This window comes from Streptomyces griseus subsp. griseus, assembly GCF_003610995.1.
In the GTDB taxonomy this organism is placed as follows: Bacteria; Actinomycetota; Actinomycetes; order Streptomycetales; family Streptomycetaceae; genus Streptomyces.
The window spans coordinates 6,476,693-6,496,507 of sequence record NZ_CP032543.1 but is presented as its reverse complement, the minus strand read 5'-3'; the positions used below and the strand labels follow the sequence as shown (position 1 = coordinate 6,496,507).

The following is a 19,815-nucleotide window of genomic DNA, read 5'->3' as shown; positions in this document are numbered from 1 at the left end:
CCTCTCCGGGCCGGGCCGGCCGCCGCCGTACCCCTGACTCCGGCTACTCCGCGCCGTGGGCCGGTGTGGCGGCCGCGATCCGGGCGGCCAGCTCCACGTCCTTCTCCGTGACCTTGCCGCCCGCGTCGTGCGTGTGCACGGACAGGGCCACGGTGTTGTACCCGAGCGTCAGATCGGAGTGGTGGTTCAGCCCGTCCTGGATCTGCGCGATGTGGACGGTGAGCGCGGCGGCGGCGAAGTGCGACGGCAGCCGGTAGGTCCGGGTGATCCGGTCCTCTTCCAGCGCCCAGCCGGGGAGCGACTCCAGGCGGTGTTCGGTCTCGGTCTTCGACAGCGGTTCGGCGGACATGCAACGGCTCCCGTGGGTCTCGGATGTCGGCGTGCGACCGGACAGGTGACGTTACGGTCTTCCCGTGACGACTGTCTCCCCCGACACGGGCGTGGGGCCGCTGCTGCGCGGCTGGCGGGAGCGGCGGCGGATGAGCCAGCTGGATCTGGCGCTGCGCGCGGACTCCTCGGCCCGCCACATCTCCTTCATCGAGACGGGCCGCTCGCGGCCCAGCGAGGACATGGTCCTGCGCCTGGCCGAGCAGCTGGACATCCCCGTCCGGGAGCGCAACGCCCTGCTGGTGGTCGCCGGTTACGCGCCCCGCTACCCGCAGACCCCCCTCGACGCCCCCGCGATGGCGGCGGTGCGCGAGGGGCTGGACCGGCTGCTGGCGGGGTACGAGCCCTATCCCGCGCTCGTCGTCGACGGCACGTACACCGTGGTGGCCGCCAACCGGGGCATCGCCCTGCTCATGGAGGGGGTCTCCGAGGAGCTGCTGACGCCGCCGCTCAACGCCGTGCGGATCACCCTCCACCCGGCGGGTCTCGCGCCGCGCATCCTGAACCTGCCGGAGTGGCGGGCGGACCTGCTGGCGCAGATGGAGCGCCAGATCGCGCTCGTACGGTCGCCGGAGCTGCGCGCACTGTACGAGGAGGTGGCCGCCTACCCCGTGGCGGGCCGGGATGACGGTGACCGGGGCGGGGCGCGTAGGCCGTCGTTCGCGCTGCCCCTGGTGGTCGAACACGGGGGCCGTGTGCTGTCGTTCACCGCCTCGATCGCCACGTTCAACACCCCGATGGACGTGACGGTGGCGGAGCTGGCCATCGAGACGTTCCTGCCCGCGGACCGGGAGACCGCGGCCCATCTGCGCGACCGCCTGCGGTGACCGTCGCCGTCCCCCTGCCCCGGAGCCCGGGGCAGGGGGACGGACGTCTCCTCGCGTTCGGGGTCAGACGCGGGCCCCGTTGTCGAGGTGGTCGCGCCGGGGTGCGCGGGCGCGTTTGGAGGACCGGCCCGGTACGGGCGGTGGTGCGCTGGTGGTGCGTTCCAGGACGAGCGCGCCCGGTACGGCGGTGAAGACCGAGGACCAGGTGCCCACGACGATGCCGATGAGCAGGGCGAGCGCGAAGTCGGTCAGCGAGTCGCCGCCCAGCACCGCGAGGGCGACCAGGATGAACAGGGCGCCCATCCCGGTGTTCACCGTACGGGGGACGGTCTGGAGCACCGCCCGGCGTGCGATGGTGGCCAGCGGTGCCTTCCGGTTCCCGGCCCACAGTTCCCGTACCCGGTCGAAGACCACCACCGAGTCGTTGACCGAGTAGCCGATGACGGTGAGCAGGGCCGCCAGGAAGATGCCGTCCACGGGCCGCCCCAGCCAGGCGAAGGCGCCCACGACGATGATCACATCGTGCACCAGCGCGACCACCGACCCCACGGCGAACGTCCAGCGGAACCGGACCGCCAGATAGGCGAGCTGCACGAGCACGGCGACGGCCAGGGCGATCAGCGCGTTGCGCCGCAGTTCGTCGCCGAGGCTCGGGCCGATCAGCTCGTCCCGTACCTTCGTGGTCTCACCGCCCTCGGTGGCCAGGGCGGTCCGCAGGGCGTGCTCCCCGTCGTTGTCCAGCTTTCCGGTGCGTACGGAGATGTCGCCGTCGCCCGCCGTGGTGATCTCGGCGTCACCGAACCCGGCCTCGGCGAGCGTGGAGCGGGCGGTTTCGACGTCGACCGGCCGGCTGGTCGAATACTCCACCAGCCTCCCCCCGGTGAACTCGACGCCCAGGTCGACCCCGCGCACCACGATCCCGGCGACCGCGACGGCGACCAGAACCGTGGAGATGACGAGCCACTGGACCGGCTTCCGGAAGAGCTCCGGGTCCTTGCGGGTCAGCCAGGTCCGCACGCTGCCGGGGCGCGCGATGCCGTTGACGCCCCGGTAGTCGCTGACGAAGCGGGAGCCCGCCGCGATCTCGGTGAGCGCGCGGGCGATGACCAGCGCGGAGAACATCGAGGCGATGACGCCGATACCGAGGGTGACACCGAAGCCCTTGACCGGGCCCGAGCCGAGGAAGAACAGCAGCCCGGCCGCGAGGAGCGTGGTGATGTTCGAGTCCGCGACCGCGCTGAACGCCTTCTGGAACCCGGTGGTCAGCGCCGAGCGGAGGGACAGGGCCGGCCGGTCCTGACACTCCTCCCTGGCCCGTTCGAAGACCAGGACGTTGGCATCGACCGCCATCCCGATGGCCAGGACGAACCCGGCGAGGCCGGGGAGCGTGAGGGTGACGCCGAGGCCGACGAGTGCGGCGTACGAGATCACTCCGTACGCGGCGAGGGCGACGGCGGCCAGCGCGCCGAAGAGGCGGTACACGATGGTGATGAAGAGCGCGGTGGCGGCGGCGCCGATCAGAGCCGCCTGGGCGCTGGCGTCGATGGCGGCGGCCCCGAGCGTCGGGCCGACGGTGCGCTGTTCGACGATCTCGACGGGTACGGGCAGGGCGCCGCCCTTGATGAGCAGGGCCAGGTCGCGGGCCTCCTTCGCGCTGAAGGAGCCGGTGATCTGCGTACCGCCGGAGGGCAGTCCGGCCTGGCAGCCGACCGAGGGGTCGACCTGGGGCGAGGAGATGACCTTCTCGTCCAGGACGATCGCGACGCGCCGCCGTTCGTCCCCGGCGGGATGGCAGGCGGCCTCACCGGTGAGCTTCGTCCAGTCCTTCCCGGCGTCCTTGTGGAAGTCCAGCTTCACCGTCCAGCCGGCTGCCTGCTGGGCCTCGAAGGAGGCGGTGGCGTCCTTGACGCCCGCACCGGAGAGCCGGGCGGGGCCGAGGTCGAGTTGTGTCCCCTGTTCGTCGGGAAGGACGAGCCGCTCGCCCTCCTTCCCGGCCCCGGAGTCCGGCTGGGACTCGGGGTCGGTGCCGGGAGGCATGGCGCCCTGGACGGCGTGGAAGCTGAGCTGGGCGGTACGGCCGATGACGGCGGCGGCCTGGCGGGGGTCCTGGACGTCGGGCAGTTCGACGATGATGCGGTCCTCGCCGGAGCGGGTGAGGACGGGTTCGGCGACCCCGAGGGAGTCGATGCGCTGACGCAGGACCTCCAGGGTGCGGTCGGTGGTCTCCCGGTTGGCCTCGACCGTGGCGGAGTCCTTGGCCTGGAGCACCATACGGGTGCCGCCCTGGAGGTCGAGGCCGAGTCTGGGTGACATGGTCAGCGTGATGAAGACGGAGACGAGCAGCACGGCGGCAGCCAGGACCGCTCGCACCGTGGTGGCGCGAGTCATGGAAATCCTCCGGTGGGGCGTCGGCCGCCCTCACCTCAGCGAGGACGCGACGCCGGATCGGCAGAGCAGGACCGGTGACCGGTCGGGTGACCGGCGCTCGTGCCCGGAGGACCACGGACACCGGGCAGGGCGCCCCGGCGGCCGGAGGGCGTGGCGAAGGATGGCTCGGGGGCCCGCTCGGCCCGGCCGCACGGCACGACCAGGCGGAGTGGCCGGGTAAGCAGCGAGTCGTACGACGGCGGGGGCGCATGGCCGCTGAGGTGCCCCCGGCCGATGCCGGCCCGGGGGGTCGGGGCCATCGAATCGGCAGCCGACGACCGCTCGTGGAAGCTCTGGGCGTGCGGCGGGGCGGGGCTGGCGTGGGGGTGGCCGGCGCCGGGCCGCTGGTCGCGGGCGTTGCGGCCACCGGTTCCGGGGCCGGCGGGGCTGGGGGCCGGGCGGGTGCGCCGCAGCTCCTGGTGGGGGCCGCCGCCGGGGTGGGCGGTACGGTCGGTCTTCGGGGTGGGCGCCGGGGCCTTCGGCGGGTACGCGGCGGCGGCCGCGAGGCTGTCGAGAGCGACGGGGAGCGTGGCGCCTGCGGCGGAGGCACCGCCAACCAGGGTGAGAACGGCGAGCACCAGCGCGGCCAGCACGGTACGGGTGCGGTGCGCCGGGGCGGTCGGCGTGATCGGTGCTCGGTGCGGCGGAGCGGGCGGCGTGCTCGCGGAGCCAGATGCTGAACGGGGCGGCGCGCTTCGGGAGTCAGGCGCCGGGCCGGTCGGCACGGTCGGTGTCCGGTGCGGCAGGCCCGTCGGCACGCTATGGAGGCCACGCGCTGAACGAGTCGGCACTCGCCGGGAGGCCCCCGCCGGGCCGGTCGGCACGCTCGGCGCCCCGTGCGGCTCGCTCGCTGTCCCGTGCGGCGGGCCGGACGTCATGCTCGGGAAGCCACCCACCGAACAGGGCGGCTCCCCCGCTGCCCCACACCCCGTGCCGGCCCGAACGCCCCGGAAGTCAGATACCGAAGGCGTCGGCTCGCTCCTGGAGGCCCCCGCCGGGCCGGTCTGCCACGGGCGGGGCGCGGTTTCCCGGGGCGCTCCCGGGTGCGGGGTCACCGCGGTCGGCCGGGCAGGGCGGCGGTGGGCGTCACTCCGTGGCGGAGCACCGAGCTGAGGATCTGTCCGGCACCACGGACCACCGTGGTCGACGGGTCCTCGGCCAGCCGCACACGCGTGCCGAGGCAGCGGGCGAGGCGGTCGGTGACGTCGGGGCGCAGCGCCCCGCCGCCCGCGAGCACCGGGCCCTTGCGCAGGGCGCCCCGGATCGCGCCGTGCCGGTCCTGCCGCCACATCGACTTCACCATGTCGAGGACCGTGGCCACGAGGGTGCCGGGCAGCGTCGCCGGGTCCAGGTCACTGAGCCCGCTCTCGGCCTGCCGGGCGTCGGCGATCCGGCCGCCGACGAGGAGCGTGACCTCGGTCAGTTCGGCGCCCATGTCCACGACGAGCAGCGGGCCGGCGTCGCGCGGTCCGGCGTACGCGGCGGCGGCCCGGGCGCTGCTGAGGACGAGGACGCGCGTGGGCCCCAGACCGGCGAGCAGCTCCCGCGCGGCATTGCGGTGGACGGCCCCGGCGAGGACGGGGTGGCTGAGGACGATGACGCTGTCCGTGCGGTCGGGGCCCAGGGCCACGTCGGCGATGCGGCCGAGCAGCCGTCCGCAGGACTCGGGGTCGACAATGCGCCCGCGCCGGACGGACCGCCCGGCCTCCCCCTCCGGGCCGCCGAAGGGGCCGCCGCTGCCGGGAAAGGCGTCGGTGATCAGGCCGTGTCCGGGCACCCAGGCCCGGGTGTGGGAGCTGCCGAGGTCCAGGGCGAGCCCCCGGGCGGCCACGGTCCTGCCGCCGAGCCGGCGGTGTCCGTGGCGCACCCGGAGCGCCCCGGGCTCACGCCCGGTTCCGAGCCCCTCGGCCCCGCTTCCGTCACGAAGCGGTCCAGGACCTTCGCCGGAGGGGCGGGGTCCTTCGCCGAGCGGCCCGCGCCCGTCGCCGGACCGTACGGTCCCGCGCATGGCCGAAGGGTCATGGTGCGTCGGGCCCGGGAGCCCGCCGCCGGGCCGACCTGACGGGGGGACGGCACGACCGCGTCGCTGTCCGTCGTACGGAGAACGCATCGCCCCTCACCCCCGGCCGGCCAACCACAGCCGCCCACGCACCCATCGGCCCGCTGATAGCGAGGCATGACCAAGCCATCACTATGCAATACCGGGTGAGGGAAAGCCACTTCTCTCCCGATTCGAAGGCGTCCTGAACCGCCTCAGACCTCTACGGTCTCGGCGACCACCACGGCGCCCACAGTCTCGGCCGGCCCGTTCACCGTCTTGCCGCCCCCGGCGACCTGGGCCGGACTCTCCACCGCCTCCGCGACGCTCACCCTCTCGGTCGGCCCGTTCACCGTCTTGCCATCCCCGGCGACCTCCGTCTCCTCCGCGACCGCCAGAGCCGCTACCACCACCGGCTTCTCCGTCTTCAAGGCATCCCACGCCTCCGCGTCATCCCCGGCGACCCCGGCCACTCCGGCCACTCCGGCCACTCCGGCCACTCCGGCCACTCCGGCCACTCCGGCCACAGGAGTCTCCCCCGTCACTCCAGCCCCCGGATCCTCCCCGCCCTCCCCCACCAAGAAGTCCGCGATCAGCTCCGCGAACTCCTCCGGCGTCGCTATCCGGATCCCCAGCCCTCCGCCTTGGTCCGCTTCGACCCGGCCTTCTCCCCCGCGACCAGCAGGCTCGTGCGCGCCGAGACGCTGGAGGAGGACTTCCCGCCCGCCCTCTCGATCAGCTCGTTCATCTGGTTGCGCGACAGCTCCTCCAGCGCCCCGGTCATGGCCCCCGTGACCACCACCTTCATCCCCGCCAGCGGCAGCTCGGCGCCGCTCCCGGCCCCCTCCTCCTCCGCGCCGGGCTCCGGCGGCGGAGTGGCCCCCGGCTCCGTCATCGTCACCCCGGCCCGGACGAGCTTCTCGATCAGCGGGGCCAGCTCGGCCAGCTCCTCGACGACCGCCGTGGCCTTCTCCTTGCCGATGCCGTCGACCCGCTGCAGCGACTCGGCGTCGGCGGCGACGATGTGGTCCATGGTCGCGAAGTACCGCGCGATCCTGCGGGACATGGAGCGCCCCGTCCCGCGTACGCCCAAGGCGCAGAAGACCCGGGACAGCGGGCGCGTGCGGGCGGTCTCGATGGCGGCGAGGAGATTGTCGGTGGAGGTCTCACCCATCCGGTCCAGGGCGAGCAGCTGCTCCCGCTCCAGGGTGAACAGGTCGGCGAAGTCCGTGACGAGGCCCGCGTCGACGAGCTGGACGACCCGGGTGGCCCCGAGGCCCTCGATGTCCAGCTGGTCGCGGCCGGCGGCGTACGACACGGAGGCGACCAGACGGCAGTTGCGGCCCCGGGTGCAGCGCCAGCGCTGCTCGCTCCTGTCGATCTCGGAACCGCACTGCGGGCAGCTCGCCGGGAACTCGATCGGCGTCTCCTCGCCCGTACGCAGATGGGCGACGGGCGCCTCGATGCGCGGGATGATGTCGCCCGCCTTGTAGACCATGACCTGGTCGCCCAGACGCAGATCGCGGCGGGTGATGTCGGCCGGGTTGTGCAGCGTGGCGTAGCCGACGGTGGATCCGTCGATCTCCACCGGCTCCAGGACGGCGCGCGGCGCGATGATGCCGGTGCGTCCCACGTTCCACTCGACGGCGAGCAGGCGGGTGATCTTCTCCACGGCGGGGAGCTTGTAGGCGATGGCCCAGCGTGGCGCCCGGGTGCCGGACCCCGCCTCGTGCCGGTCGGCCGCGAGGTCCGCCTTGATCACGATGCCGTCGATGCCGAACGGCAGCGCGGCACGCAGGGCGCCTATCTCCTCCACCCGCGCCTGCACCTCCGCGACGGTGGTCACCCGGAGCGGTGCCACGTCCGTGGTCGCGGCCGTGTGCACGCCGAGCCCGGCGACGTAGGCGAGAAGTTCGCTGTGGGGCAGCTCGGTGAGGGTCGCGGCGAGCTCCCCCGAGTCGGCGAGCGGGAGGGCGCCGTAGGCGAAGAAGGTCGTCTCCACCCGGTACGCCCGGTCCTTGGCGCGCAGGGTGCCCGCCGCCCCGTTGCGCGGGTTGGCGAAGGGGGCCCCTCCGTGCTGCGTGCGGATCGCGTTGCCCTGCTCGAACTGCTCGTTCGTCATGAGGATCTCGCCGCGCACCTCGATGGTCACCGGTGCGTCCAGCCGCTCGGGCAGTCCGACGACCGCCGGGGCCGCGTGCGAGACATCTTCGCCCGCCGTGCCGTCTCCCCGGGTGATCAGCCGCTCCAGGCGGCCCTCCCGGTAGCGAGCGGCGACGGCCAGGCCGTCCAGCTTCGGCTCCACGCTCCAGGCCGCGACCGGTCTGCCGATCCGCCGCTCCAGCGAGGCGGTCCACGTCACGAACTGCTCGGCCGCGAACACGTTGTCCAGCGAGAGCATCGGCACCGTGTGCGGAACGTCGCCGACGGCGGCCCCGCCCGCGACCTTTCCGGTCGGTGATGACTCGAGTATCTCGTCGGGGTGGTCCGCCTCGTACGCGGCGATTCCCCGCGCCAGCCGGTCGTACGCGTCGTCGTCGAGGGTGCTCTCGCCCGTGGCGTAGTACGCGGCGGCGGCCTGGGAGGCCTCTTCGACCGCGGCGGCGTAGGCGGCGGCATCGGCGAGCACAGCGGCTGAGTTCGTCATGGTGACCATCCTGCCGTCCACCACTGACAACGCCCCTGCCACCGCTTCCCCGCCCTGGAGCGGAACGACAGACTCCGAGGGCGTGAAGGGAGAGCGCTCTCCCGCTTACATGACCCTCAAGTACCTTCAAGGGCCCGCCCGTTGCAGTGCTTGCGCGCTCTCTTGACATGTACAGGCGACACTCTTACGTTCCAACGAGAGAGCGCTCTCTGCCTCACGATCAAGGAACCTCCCCCCACTTCCGAACAGGAGTGCCGTGCTCTTCCGTAACCGAAACAGCAGCGAACACCGCCGTCGGCGATCCCCCCGCAGCTGGCGCCGCAGAGTCGCCGGGCTCGCCGCCGCCGCCCTCGCCATCTCCCTCGTCCAGGCCAATGTCGGCAACGCCGCGGCCGACCGGGCCGCCGCCGAGGTCGCTCCCAAGGCCGCCGCCGACGTGGTGCGGGTGGCCGAGTTCCTGGCCGAGTGCCCCTACACCCACCGCGCCCCCGACGACCCGATCGTCTTCCCGGGGCTGCCGGGCGCCTCCCACATGCACAGCTTCTTCGGCAACGACACCACCAACGGGAACTCGAACCTGGAGTCCCTGGAGAGAGGCCGCACGACCTGCTCGCCCGACACCGACCTCTCCTCGTACTGGGTGCCCACCCTCTACGACGGCGACCGGGAGGTGGAGCCCACCGGGACCACCTTCTACTACCTGGGCGAGGGGGTCCGCGACGACGTCATCCGGCAGATCCGGCCCTTCCCCAAGGGCCTGCGCATCGTCGCGGGCAACGCCCTCGCCACCGGACCCGCGGACAACACCATCGCGCGCTGGTCCTGCCTGCACGCCGGCCACGTCGACCCCTCGCAGAACTTCGTGAACTGTCCGGCCGGCACGATGCTGGAGTCCTACCTGGACTTCCCGCAGTGCTGGAACGGTACGGATCTCGACTCCCCCGACCACAAGAGCCACATGGCCTACCCGGTGGCCGGCGCGTGCCCGTCGACCCACCCGGTGCCGGTCCCCAAGCTCCGTCAGGTGCTGCGCTACCCGGTCAACGGCGACCCGGCCCGCTTCCGGCTGGCGTCGGGCCCCGGCTACACGATGCACGGCGACTTCTTCAACGTGTGGCCGGAACAGGAGCTGGCGCAGCGCGTGCGCGACTGCATCAACGCCATCGTCAAGTGCGGCTTCGACGGCACTCCCTGATCCGTCGTCACCCCGCCCCCACCGGTGTCCGCCCCGGGGCCCAGTCCCCGGGGCGGCGCCCTCCGCCCGGTCCAGGACACCCCATGAACCGTTCCACCCCCTCCAGGCCCCTCGCCGCGCTGAGCCTGCTGGCCGTGCTGGGGCTGACCGCGACGGCCGGCTGCTCCGCCGCGACCGAGCCACCGCCGGAGCCCGCGCCCCGCTCAACCGCCCCCGCGTCGGCCACCCCCGCCCCCACCGACGCCGCCTGGCTCCAGTTGATGACCCCGATGAACGAGAAGGCGGTGGCCCTGCTCACCCTCGCCGCCGACCGGGCCACCGCACCCCGGCTGCGGGCCTTCGCCACCCGGCTGCTCGACGGCCAGGAAGCCGAACTCGGCCGCCTGCGGACCCTGCTGGCCCGGATGGGGCTCCCCGACACCGATGTACACGCGGGCCACGATATGCCCGGCATGGTGACCGAGCGGGACCTCGAAGCGGCGGAGGCGGCCGAAGGAGCCGCGTTCGACCGGCTCTTCCTGACGCAGATCCGCGACCATCTGCGCCACTCCGCACAGGTGTCGCGGTCCGAGCTCACCGCGGGCGCCCGGGCCGACGCCAAGCGGCTGGCCGCCGCCCTGGTCACCGCGCGCGAGGCCGCGCTGACCGAGCTGGAAGGGCTTCCGGAGGCTGCGCGGGCCCTCGGCTGACCGGCGCCCTGGGCTGCGGGTATAAAGGGCTGCATGACAGCCGAAGTGGAGCCGCCCGTACGCCCGACCTTGGAGGACGTGGCGGCCGTGGCCGGTGTCTCACGGGCCACCGTGTCGCGGGTGATCAACGGAGCCACCACGGTGGACCCCGCCCTGCGCACCGTGGTCGAGGAGGCGGTGGCGACCACCGGGTACGTGCCCAACCGGGCGGCGCGCTCCCTGGTGACCCGGCGTACCGACTCCGTGGCGCTGGTCATCTCGGAGCGTGAACGGCGGCCGGTCTCCGAGCCGTTCGCCGGGCGGATGTTCTCCGACCCCTACTTCGGCCGGGTCGTCAGCGGGCTCCTCGAAGTGCTGCGTCCGGCGGGCATCCAGATGGTGCTGATGCTGGCGGACGACGAGCCGTCCCGCACCCAGCTGCTCTCCTATCTGCGCCACGGCCATGTCGACGGCGTCGTCCTGGTCACCTCGCACGCGGACGACCCGCTGCCCGGCCTGCTCCAGGAGACCCGGCTGCCGGCCGTGCTCGCGGGCCGCCCGCCGCAGCCCTCGTCGCTCGCCTATGTGGAGGTCGACCAGCAGGCCGGGGCGCGGCTCGCGGCCGACCACCTGGCCGCCCTGGGGCGGCGCCGTATCGGGACCATCTCCGGTCCCCAGGACCGGCCTGCGGGACAGGTCCGGCTGGCCGGTTTCCTGGAGGCGCTGGCCGCGCACGGCATCGAGGACGTGGCCTGCGCCGAGGGTGACTTCACCCACCTGGGCGGGGCGGCGGCGATGCGTCGGCTGCTGGCGGAACAGCCCGGTCTGGACGGGGTGTTCATCGCCTCGGACCTGATGGCGCTGGGCGCGCTCCCGGTGCTCCAGCGGGCCGGGCGCGATGTGCCCGCCGATGTGGCCGTGGTCGGTTTCGACGACAGCAGCGCGGCCGCCGCCTGCGATCCGCCGCTGACCACCGTGCGGCAGCCGGTGGAGGAGATGGCGGCGGAGATGGCCCGGCTGCTGCTGAAGCAGATCGGAGGTCCTGGCGGCCCCTCGCCCTCCGTGGTCTTCCCGCCGACGCTCGTACGACGGCAGTCGGCCTGAGCAGAGAGCCGCCCGGTGCTCCTAAGACGGCAGTCGGCCTCAGCCGAGACTGCCCAGCGCTCGTACGACGGCAGTCCGCTGAGCGGAGACCGCCCGACGCTCGCACGACGGGCAGTCCGCCTGAGCCGAGCCCGCTGAGCCAGGGGACGCGGCGAGCCGAAGGGACGCGCGCTCAGCCCCGTGTCTCCGGGAGCGGGATCTCGCGGAGCACCGGCGGGTTCCGCGCGTCCGGGCCCGGGACCCCGGCCCTCCCCTGACCTCCTCCGGCCCCCTCCCCCTCCTCCGGGAACGGCTCGTCCGCCTGGGCGGCCCCCGTGAACCCCTCCGCCCGCACCGGCACCTGGGGCCCGGAGAACTCCAGCAGCCAGCGGGTCAGCACCCGGTGCACCGCCTCCGCGCCCACCAGCCCGCCGCCCGGCGGGGCCGGCGCGCCTTCGGCACACTCCGCCGCCACGATGTCCAGCGGGTCCGTCATCCCGCGCGGCCAGAGCAGGAACGGCCGGGACTGCTCGCCGCCCAGCCCTCCGTGCGAGCCGATCTGCTCCTCGAAGGCGTGCACGGTGGCGGTCTCGGGGTCGTACATGGAGTTGACCATGATGTCGGCGACATGGGGGAAGGTGTCGGTGCGCCGTACGGCGGCGGCCGCGCCGGTGTCGAAGACCGCCAGCGGCCCCTCGCCGTCGGCCAGTTCGGCGACGGGGACCTCGGTCCCGCCCGGCCCCATCACGAGGGAGCCGTGTTCCTCGCTGCGTACGAGGAGGAAGCCGACCCCCGGATGGTTGGCGAGCGTGGAGAGCAGCGCCGGGTTGCGGCGGTCGATCTGCTCGCGCGACGCGCGCCCCTCGATGTCGGGGAAGGAGATCAGACCGAGATTGCCGGAGGCCAGCACGACCGGTTCGGAGCGCTTGGCCGCCTGCTCCGCCTCCGGTTCCACCTCCACGGGCGGGCGGTGCAGGGCGATCCGGACCGCGTCCCGTGCCTCGGAGGCGCTGTGCGTGCCACGCGCCCGGCGCGGCACGGGGAGCCCGCACCCCGCCCGTACCAGGTCCTTGAGCGTCAGCCCGTACCTCCCGGCGAACGTCTCGCCGGGGCTCTGGCCGTGGTCGGAGAGGAGCACGATCCGGTAGGTACGCGGGGTGTGGTCGGCGATCTTGGCGATCAGCGCGAGCGAGCGGTCGAGGCGCTGGAGGACCTTCTCGGCGTCGCGGCTGTGCGGTCCGGAGTGGTGGGCGACCTCGTCGTAGGCGACCAGGTCGGCGTAGACGGCGGTGCGTCCGGCGAACATGTCGCCGATGACGGCGGAGACGACGACATCGCGCTCGAGGACGGTGGCGAAGGCCCGGATGAAGGGGTAGAGGCCGCCGCGCTTGACCCGGGGGGTGACGTGGTGGAGGCGGGCGCGGGTCGACTGGCCGATCTCGCGGCCGACCTCGGCGGCGAACGAGAGGGCGGTGCGGACGGCGTTGGCCGGGTCGGAGAAGTAGGCGAAGTAGCCGGAGCGGGAGCGGCGGCCCTTGCCGCGCCGGGCGGCCATGGAGAGGACCAGGGCGAGCTGCCCGGCGCCGCCGCTGAAGAGGTTGCCGCGGCTGGCGCCGTCGATGGTGAGCAGGCCGCTGTCCCGGGTGCGGGCGACGGCCCGGCGCTGCATCTCCAGGGCGCTGGCGGGGCGGCTGGAGACCATGACGGTGCCGGTCTCCTTCTCGTACCAGCGGAAGGCGGGGACGTCGTGGTTGGAGCCGTGCAGGATGCCGAGCTGGCTGGCGCCGGTCTGGCTGGACCAGTCGGTGCGCCAGGGGGTGAGGCGGTGTCCGGAGGAGTCGGCGAGCCAGCCCGCGACGGTCGGCATGAGCCCGCCGGCCGCCGCCTTCACCAGGACGTCGTGGCCGACGCCGTCCAGCTGGAGGAAGACCGTACCGGGCGGTCCGTCGCGCTCGGGTCCCACAATGTCCGGGGAGCCACGTCGGCGGCGCCGGTCGGCGAGGCGGGAGAGCCGTCGGCGGTAGGCCTCGTCGTCGCGGACGGCGAGTGCGGTGGAGGTGGCGGAGGCGACGGCGGACATCACGGCGGCGACGACGACCGCGGTCTCCGGGGCGGCGTCCCCGCGCCCGTCCGGGATGAGGCGCAGCGCGATCAGCAGCAGCGAGCCGTTGAGGAAGAAGACCAGCGCACCGAGGACGAGCGCGGGCACGATGAGCAGGGCCCGGACGAGGACGGGCCACACCAGCGCGGAGAGCAGGCCGAACGCGCCCGCGCCCCAGGCCGCCGTGAAGGCGGTACGGGTGATGGTGTCGCCGTCGTCGGACTGGAGCTGGAAGTCGGGCAGGATCCCGGCGAGCGCGAGCATGGTGAGGGTGGAGACCGCCCAGACCGCGACGACCCGCATCAGCGCGCCGCCCGCCGTACGCCACCACGCCGTACGCACCCCCGGCGTACGCCGTCTCCGCTCGTCCACCCCGGTCCACCTCACGCCTTCTCCGCTGCGGACCCGTACGTCAGGAGCCCGCTCCCCAGCTTTTCACAGCGTCGGCCCCGGTCAGGGGCCGTCGTGGTGGAGGCCCGGGGGCGCATAGGCTCGTACCGGCAGCGCTCGCGTACGGATGCGGGCGGGCCGCTCCGGGGCATGGGGTCGCGGAGGCCGAGCGAGGAGGCGGGACGTGCCGGTGGAGGTCACCTGGTGGGGTCATGCCACCTGCACGATCGAGGACTCCGGGGTACGCGTGTTGACCGACCCCCTCTTCGTACGGCGCTTCGCGCATCTGCGCCGCCGCCGGGGCGAGGTGCCGCCGCCGCAGGCCGCGCTCGCCGACGTGGTGCTGGTCTCGCACCTGCACTCCGACCATCTGCATCTGCCCTCGCTCGCCCGGCTGGCCCCCGGCACCCGGCTGATCGTGCCGAGCGGCGCGGTCGCGGCCGTTCCGGGGCTGCGGCTGCTGCTCCGGAGGCGGCGGCTGGTCGTCACCGAGATGCGGGCGGACGACGAGGTACGGGTCGGTGAGGTGCGGGTGCGGGCGGTTCCGGCGCTCCACGACGGGCGACGGCTGCCGGTCGGGCCGCGCAAGGTGCCCGCGCTCGGTTACGTGGTCGAGGGCGAGGCCCGGACGTACTTCGCCGGGGACACCGGGCTCTACGACGGGATGGCCGATGCCGTGGGCAAGGTCGATGTGGCGCTGCTGCCGGTGGGCGGCTGGGGCCCGTACCTCGGGCAGGGCCATCTGGACCCGTCCCGGGCCGCCGAGGCGCTGAAGCTGCTGGAGCCGCGTTCGGCGGTGCCGGTGCACTTCGGGACGTACTGGCCGATCGGTCTGGACGGGGTGCGGCCGCACGAGTTCCACGGGCCGGGCGACGAGTTCGTCCGGCAGGCGGGCATCCGGGCGCCCGACGTGGCGGTGCACCTGCTGTCCCACGGCGAGCGGGTCCGGCCGGAGGACGGCCGGTGATCCCGGAGCTCGACTCGGTGGTGGGGGCGCTGCCCACCGAGTCGACGCAGCAGGCCGTGGGCTATCCGACGCTGTTCCTCCTGGTGGCGCTGGGGTCGCTGGTGCCGGTGATCCCGACGGGGGCGCTGGTCAGTTCGGCGGCGGTGGTGGCGCTCCACCAGTCGTCACCGTTCTCCCTGTTCTTCGTCTTCCTGGTGGCCTCGGGGGCGGCGTTCCTGGGCGATGTCTGTCTGTACTGGCTGGGGCAGCGGGGGGTGCGCTCGAACCACGGTTCCAAGTGGCTGGAGGCGCTCACCCGTCGGGCCGCGCCGGAGCGGCTCGCACAGGCGCAGGAGAAGCTGGCCGAGCACGGCGGGGCGGTGCTGATCCTGTCCCGGCTGGTGCCGGCCGGGCGGATCCCGGTGATGCTGGCCTGTCTGCTGGGGAAGATGCCGCTGAAGACGTTCGCCCGGGGCGATGTGCCGGCGTGTCTGGCGTGGGCGGCGACGTACCAGCTGATCGGGATCCTGGGCGGTTCGCTCTTCCCGGAGCCGTGGCAGGGCGTGGTGGCGGCGGTGGCGCTGACTCTGGTGATCAGCGGGGCGCCCGCGGTGTGGCGCCGGCTGCGCGCGCGGTTCGGCCATGGGACGGGCGACACGGCGGGCTGAGGGGCGCGTCCGTGCCCCTGCGGTCGGGCTTACCGCAGTTCGCCGAAGGCTGCCGCGAAGGTGCTCAGCGCCCGCTCCACATGCGGCAGCGCCAGCGGCTCCGCCGCCGTCAGGGACTCCCGCTGCTCCTCGGCCGTGGCCCCCAGCAGGGGTCCGGTCCCCAGGCGTACGCGCAGGGCACCCAGCTCGTCCCCGAAGCGGTGGCCGCCCGGGGTCGGGGCGCCGAGCCGGTCGGTGAGGTACTCCTCCAGCTCCATGGAGTCCGTGACGCCGAGCTCCGCCAGCCGGGGGCGGAGCGGGCCGAGGTCCGCGTAGAGGTGGCGGCCCGCCTGCGGGGGCGGGCCAGGGCGCCGGAGGTGAGGACGGCGCGGTGGGCGGCGGCGGCCACCTGGGCCTGGAGCCCGGCGGCCTGCCGGATCCGCACCCGTACGGCCTCCGGTTCGCCGAGTGCGTGGGCGGCGGCGGGCGCGAGGGGACCGGCGACCAGGGCACCCAGCGCGGTGAGGACGTCCAGTGTCCGGGCCCGGCGTACGGCTCCCCGGGCGGTCTCCGGGAAGCGGGCGACGGCGACCGGCCAGGCGGCGGGGGTGAGCGCGCCGGAGAGGTCGCTGATCACGGTGACGTCGTCGGGGCACATCTCGGCGGGGCTGAGCAGGACGGTGTCGCGGGGCCGGTGCACGGTGTCGCGCCAGGTCTCGTCGCTGATGATGTGCAGGCCCTCGCCGACCGCCGCCTCGCAGGCCTCCCGCACCAGCTCGGGCGGGGCGACGGTGGCGGTGGGGTCGTCGGCGACGGAGAGCACCAGCAGTTTCGGCCGCCCGCCCTCGGCCCGTACCCGGCGCACGGTCTCCAGCAGGGCGTACGGATCGGGTACGCCCCCGCACTCGGCGGGCGTCGGCACCTGGTAGGCGGGCCGGCCGAGCAGCCGGGCCTGCGGCATCCAGGTGGCCGGGCAGGGGCGGGGCATGAGGACATCGCCGCCGTGCGCGGCGATCAGGGCGAGGAGGAGGGGCTGGTCACCGGGGCGGCGACGATGTTCTCCGGCCCGCCGTGCAGCCCGCGCCGGGCCCAGTGGGCGCAGGCCGCCTCGCGCAGGGTGCGGCCGCCGCCGGGCGGCTGGGGGCGGGTGCGGTCGGCCGCGGCGGCCAGCACGGCGGCCAGCTCGGGGAGGACCGGGAGGCCGGGGTCGGGGGCGGGCGGCCCGTAGCGGACGGGCCCGTGGTCCTCGTGCATTCCGGCCTCCTCCGCTGCCACCGCCGCTTCCACGGCTCCCGGACGCTCTCCGGAGCCCGTTGTGCTCCGGGGCGCTCCCGGGAGCCGTGGTGTGCTCCGGGGCGCTCCTGGGCCCTTTATACGGAGGTTCGGACCGGGCCGCCCGCTCAATTGCGCACCCGGGCGAGCCCGGGCCGTCGCGCCGGTGGTCGGCGACGCGTGGTGAGGCTCTCAGCGCGCCTGCCGGTTCATCGGCCCGATGCCGGGTATCCGCTGAGCCATGTCGCCCATGTCGTCACAGAACACCTCGTCCTCCTCCCCTGCCGTGGGACGGGTGCGGAACTGGTTGCAAGGACGGGACCTCTCCGTCTTCCACAGCGTCGCCGACCGGCACTGGCCGGGCGCCGACCCCCTGCTGCCCCAGCTGAGCCGGAGCGCCAACCACGGGCTGCTCTGGTTCGGGACGGCGATCGGCATCGCGGCCCTCGGCTCCAGCGCGCGCTCCCGCCGGGCCGCGCTGCGCGGGGTGGCGTCGCTGGCCGTGGCCTCGGCGGCGATCAACACCGTCGGCAAGGGCGCGGTCCGGCGGCAGCGGCCGATACTCGATCAGGTGCCGGTCATGCGGCAGCTGAAGCGGCAGCCGGTCACCACCTCCTTCCCCTCCGGCCACGCGGCCTCCGCCGCGGCCTTCGCCACCGGCGTGGCGCTGGAGTCGAAGGGCTGGGGCGCGGTCGTCGCCCCCGTGGCGGTGGCGGTGGCCGCCTCCCGTGTCTACACGGGGGTCCACTATCCGAGCGATGTGCTGGCCGGGGCGGCCCTCGGCGTGGGGGCCGCGTTCGCCCTGCGCGGGGTCGTCCCCACCCGGGGCCAGCTCCCGGCGCCGGGCCGCCCACCCGGTGAGGCGCCCGCGCTGCCCGGCGGCAAAGGGCTCGTGGTGGTGGTGAACGAGGCCTCCGGCACGGCCACGGCGACCGCGTCGATGGTGCGCGAGGCGCTGCCGCTGGCCGAGGTGGTCGAGTGCGCGCCCGCCGAGCTGTCCACCGCCATGGAGAAGGCGGCGGGCCGGGGCCAGGCCCTCGGCGTCTGCGGGGGTGACGGCACGGTCAATCTGGCGGCCTCGGTGGCGGCGACGCACGGGATGCCGCTGGCGGTCTTCCCCGGCGGGACGCTGAACCACTTCGCCTACGACCTGGGCATCGAGACGGTCCAGGAGGCGGCGGCCGCGCTCACGGCGGGCGATGCCATACAGGTCGACCTGGGCAGGTTCCGCCCCGGCCCGAAGGGACCCGACGGGGCGGACGGCTACTTCCTCAACGCCTTCAGCCTGGGTGTCTATCCGGAGCTCGTACGGACCCGGGAGCACTGGTCGCCCCGGATCGGCGGCTGGCCGGCCGGGGTGCTCGCCGCCTTCCACGTACTGCGCGGCCGGCGCCCCCTGGAGGCCGAGCTCCAGGGCCGCAGGCGCCCGTTGTGGCTGCTCTTCGTCGGCAACGGCCTCTTCCAGCGGGTCGGCCCGGCGCCCGGCCGGCGCCACAACCTGGCGGACGGGCTGCTGGACGTGAGGGTGGTGCACGGTGGCCGGGGCCCGGCGTTCCGCCTGCTGGCAGCGGCGGTGGCCGGCCCGCTGACCCGCTCCCCCGCCCACGCCGCGGTGCGGCGGCGCCGGGTGCGGCTCGCCGGACTGGCTCCGGGGACTCCGTACGCGTACGACGGTGAAGTGGCCCACTCCGGCACCGAGTTGCTGATCGACAAGCTGCCGGAGGCGCTGACTGTCTACTGCCCGATGCACGTCTGACCACCACCCCGCTGTCCGCATACCAAGACAGTCATCTCACCATCCGGCATAGCGGCGTACGGTGGCCGGAGCGTGCAACCGCCGTTCCGAGGAAGGACGCCGCCATGCCGAAAGAGACCGCTGTCTACACCCACGGCCACCACGAGTCGGTGCTGCGCTCGCACCGCTGGCGGACCGCCGCCAACTCGGCGGGCTATCTGCTCGGCGAACTCGGGCCCGGCCTGGCCGTGCTGGACGTCGGTTGCGGACCCGGCACCATCACCGCCGACCTGGCGGCGCTGGTCGCGCCGGGCCGGGTGACGGCGGTCGACACCGGGACCGGCATCCTGGAACAGGCGGCGGCGGTGGCCTCCGAACGCGGCCTGGAGAACGTCGGGTTCGCGGTCGCCGATGTGCACGCACTGGACTTCCCCGACGACTCCTTCGACGTCGTCCACGCCCACCAGGTGCTCCAGCATGTGGGCGACCCGGTGCAGGCGCTGCGGGAGATGCGGCGCGTCTGCCGGCCCGGAGGGGTGGTCGCGGCGCGCGACAGCGACTACGCGGCGATGGCCTGGTATCCGGAGACGCCCGGACTGACGGAGTGGCAGGAGGTGTACCGGCGGGTGGCCCGCGCCAACGGGGGTGAGCCGGACGCCGGGCGGATGCTGCTCTCCTGGGCGCGGGAGGCCGGGTTCACCGACATCACCCCGACCGCCGCCGCCTGGTGTTTCGCCACCCCGGAGACCCGCGCGTGGTGGAGCGGGCTGTGGGCGGACCGTACGACGGACTCGGTCTACGCCGAACTGGCGGTACGGGGCGGCCAGGCGAGCACCGAGCAGCTGGCGGCCATCGCGGACACCTGGCGCGGCTGGGGCGAGGAGGGCGACGGCTGGTTCATGGTCCCGCACGGCGAGGTGCTCTGCCGGGGGTGAGCGGGGGCCGGACGGGTCCCCCGGTACGGCCGCCCCTCGCACCGCGCGCCGGTCCCGGCTCCGGCGGCCGGATTCCCGTGGACCGGATCGGGGCCGGATCGGACCCGAATCGATCACACGCGCGGCGGACGCCAACTACCCTCGTACGCATGGAGATCCTCGGAACCACGCTGCGTATCTGCGTCGACGACCTGGAGGCCGCGGTCGCCTTCTACCAGGGGCTGACGGGTACCCCGGCCCAGCGCTTCGAGCGCGGCGGGGTGTCGGTCGCCGCGATCGGCTGCTTCCTGCTGATGAGCGGGCCCGAGTCGGAGCTGGAGGTGCTGCGCAAGGTGAGCGCGACCATCGCCGTGAAGGATGTCGACGAGGCGAACGCGGCGCTGACGCGGGCGGGTGCGCGGATCGTGGCGGGGCCGGTGCCGACCCCGGCGGGCCGCAACCTGATCGCGCTGCACCCGGACGGCTCGGTCTTCGAGTACGTCGACCGGAACGTGGCGGTCTGACGCACCTGGCCCCG

At 74.2% G+C, this 19,815-nt stretch carries 15 protein-coding genes and 2 pseudogenes; 9 read left to right on the top strand and 8 right to left on the bottom strand.

The window, feature by feature from the left end:
• Window positions 1-43 precede the first annotated feature (43 nt).
• The gene (locus tag D6270_RS29155) at window positions 44-349 is read right to left on the bottom strand and encodes a 4a-hydroxytetrahydrobiopterin dehydratase (RefSeq protein WP_109162713.1); all 306 of its coding nucleotides are present in this window, start codon (window positions 347-349) and stop codon (window positions 44-46) included.
• Between the two features lie 64 nt (window positions 350-413).
• Here D6270_RS29155 and D6270_RS29150 point away from each other — a divergent pair, with 64 nt between their 5' ends.
• The gene (locus D6270_RS29150) at window positions 414-1,214 is read left to right on the top strand and encodes a helix-turn-helix domain-containing protein (RefSeq protein WP_109162714.1); all 801 of its coding nucleotides are present in this window, start codon (window positions 414-416) and stop codon (window positions 1,212-1,214) included.
• Window positions 1,215-1,277: 63 nt separating this feature from the next.
• On the opposite strand, the gene secD is transcribed toward D6270_RS29150, so the two are convergent.
• The 5 genes and pseudogenes from secD to ligA form a co-directional block, all read right to left on the bottom strand.
• Window positions 1,278-3,602 carry a protein translocase subunit SecD gene (gene secD / locus D6270_RS29145; RefSeq protein WP_109162715.1) on the bottom strand — a complete coding sequence of 775 codons (2,325 nt, stop codon included), beginning with the start codon at window positions 3,600-3,602 and terminating at the stop codon, window positions 1,278-1,280.
• A 35-nt stretch (window positions 3,603-3,637) separates the two neighbouring features.
• On the bottom strand, window positions 3,638-4,234 hold the full coding sequence (locus D6270_RS33725) for a hypothetical protein (RefSeq protein ID WP_109162716.1): 597 nt from the start codon (window positions 4,232-4,234) through the stop codon (window positions 3,638-3,640).
• Window positions 4,235-4,692: 458 nt separating this feature from the next.
• On the bottom strand, window positions 4,693-5,418 hold the full coding sequence (locus D6270_RS29135) for a rod shape-determining protein (RefSeq protein WP_109167230.1): 726 nt from the start codon (window positions 5,416-5,418) through the stop codon (window positions 4,693-4,695).
• Between the two features lie 476 nt (window positions 5,419-5,894).
• Window positions 5,895-6,206 carry a hypothetical protein gene (locus tag D6270_RS33440; protein ID WP_225977101.1) on the bottom strand — a complete coding sequence of 104 codons (312 nt, stop codon included), beginning with the start codon at window positions 6,204-6,206 and terminating at the stop codon, window positions 5,895-5,897.
• A gap of 51 nt (window positions 6,207-6,257) precedes the next feature.
• Window positions 6,258-8,335, bottom strand: a pseudogene (ligA, locus tag D6270_RS29125) (NAD-dependent DNA ligase LigA); the annotation flags it as partial.
• Between the two features lie 247 nt (window positions 8,336-8,582).
• Between ligA and D6270_RS29120 the strand changes: the two are divergent.
• From D6270_RS29120 to D6270_RS29110, 3 genes are all read left to right on the top strand, one after another.
• Window positions 8,583-9,521: a DUF1996 domain-containing protein gene (locus D6270_RS29120; RefSeq protein WP_109162717.1), complete on the top strand. Its 939-nt coding sequence runs from the start codon at window positions 8,583-8,585 to the stop codon at window positions 9,519-9,521.
• Window positions 9,522-9,604: 83 nt separating this feature from the next.
• Window positions 9,605-10,210 carry a DUF305 domain-containing protein gene (locus D6270_RS29115; RefSeq protein ID WP_109162718.1) on the top strand — a complete coding sequence of 202 codons (606 nt, stop codon included), beginning with the start codon at window positions 9,605-9,607 and terminating at the stop codon, window positions 10,208-10,210.
• 33 nt (window positions 10,211-10,243) lie between these two features.
• Window positions 10,244-11,293, top strand: coding sequence for a LacI family DNA-binding transcriptional regulator (locus tag D6270_RS29110; protein WP_109162719.1), 1,050 nt, complete (start codon window positions 10,244-10,246; stop codon window positions 11,291-11,293).
• A gap of 172 nt (window positions 11,294-11,465) precedes the next feature.
• Here D6270_RS29110 and D6270_RS29105 read toward each other — a convergent pair whose 3' ends face one another.
• Entirely contained in the window at window positions 11,466-13,676 is a 2,211-nt protein-coding gene (locus D6270_RS29105; RefSeq protein WP_109167231.1) for a phage holin family protein, read from the bottom strand.
• Window positions 13,677-13,953: 277 nt separating this feature from the next.
• On the opposite strand from D6270_RS29105, the gene D6270_RS29100 reads away from it, so the two are divergent.
• Complete coding sequence (locus tag D6270_RS29100; RefSeq protein ID WP_225977090.1) at window positions 13,954-14,730, top strand: MBL fold metallo-hydrolase; 777 nt, start codon at window positions 13,954-13,956, stop codon at window positions 14,728-14,730.
• Entirely contained in the window at window positions 14,727-15,377 is a 651-nt protein-coding gene (locus tag D6270_RS29095; protein WP_109162721.1) for a DedA family protein, read from the top strand. Before D6270_RS29100 ends, D6270_RS29095 begins: the two co-directional genes overlap by 4 nt.
• Window positions 15,378-15,406: 29 nt before the next feature.
• On the opposite strand, the pseudogene D6270_RS29090 reads toward D6270_RS29095, so the two are convergent.
• A pseudogene (locus D6270_RS29090) lies at window positions 15,407-16,610 on the bottom strand (aminotransferase class I/II-fold pyridoxal phosphate-dependent enzyme).
• A 268-nt stretch (window positions 16,611-16,878) separates the two neighbouring features.
• On the opposite strand from D6270_RS29090, the gene D6270_RS29085 reads away from it, so the two are divergent.
• The 3 genes from D6270_RS29085 (at window position 16,879) to D6270_RS29075 (ending at window position 19,801) form a co-directional block, all read left to right on the top strand.
• A complete protein-coding gene (locus tag D6270_RS29085; protein WP_109162723.1) occupies window positions 16,879-18,384 on the top strand; it encodes a bifunctional phosphatase PAP2/diacylglycerol kinase family protein in 1,506 nt (501 codons plus the stop codon).
• A 104-nt stretch (window positions 18,385-18,488) separates the two neighbouring features.
• On the top strand, window positions 18,489-19,298 hold the full coding sequence (locus D6270_RS29080) for a class I SAM-dependent methyltransferase (RefSeq protein ID WP_109162724.1): 810 nt from the start codon (window positions 18,489-18,491) through the stop codon (window positions 19,296-19,298).
• A gap of 149 nt (window positions 19,299-19,447) precedes the next feature.
• On the top strand, window positions 19,448-19,801 hold the full coding sequence (locus D6270_RS29075) for a VOC family protein (RefSeq protein ID WP_109162725.1): 354 nt from the start codon (window positions 19,448-19,450) through the stop codon (window positions 19,799-19,801).
• Window positions 19,802-19,815 lie beyond the last annotated feature (14 nt).

Coding starts and splice junctions, on each gene's coding strand:
- D6270_RS29155 (WP_109162713.1), bottom strand. CDS start 349: ATGTCCGCCGAACCGCTGTCGAAGACCGAGACCGAACACCGCCTGGAG.
- secD (WP_109162715.1), bottom strand. CDS start 3,602: ATGACTCGCGCCACCACGGTGCGAGCGGTCCTGGCTGCCGCCGTGCTG.
- D6270_RS29115 (WP_109162718.1), top strand. CDS start 9,605: ATGAACCGTTCCACCCCCTCCAGGCCCCTCGCCGCGCTGAGCCTGCTG.
- D6270_RS29110 (WP_109162719.1), top strand. CDS start 10,244: ATGACAGCCGAAGTGGAGCCGCCCGTACGCCCGACCTTGGAGGACGTG.
- D6270_RS29105 (WP_109167231.1), bottom strand. CDS start 13,676: ATGCGGGTCGTCGCGGTCTGGGCGGTCTCCACCCTCACCATGCTCGCG.
- D6270_RS29085 (WP_109162723.1), top strand. CDS start 16,879: ATGTCGTCACAGAACACCTCGTCCTCCTCCCCTGCCGTGGGACGGGTG.
- D6270_RS29080 (WP_109162724.1), top strand. CDS start 18,489: ATGCCGAAAGAGACCGCTGTCTACACCCACGGCCACCACGAGTCGGTG.
- D6270_RS29075 (WP_109162725.1), top strand. CDS start 19,448: ATGGAGATCCTCGGAACCACGCTGCGTATCTGCGTCGACGACCTGGAG.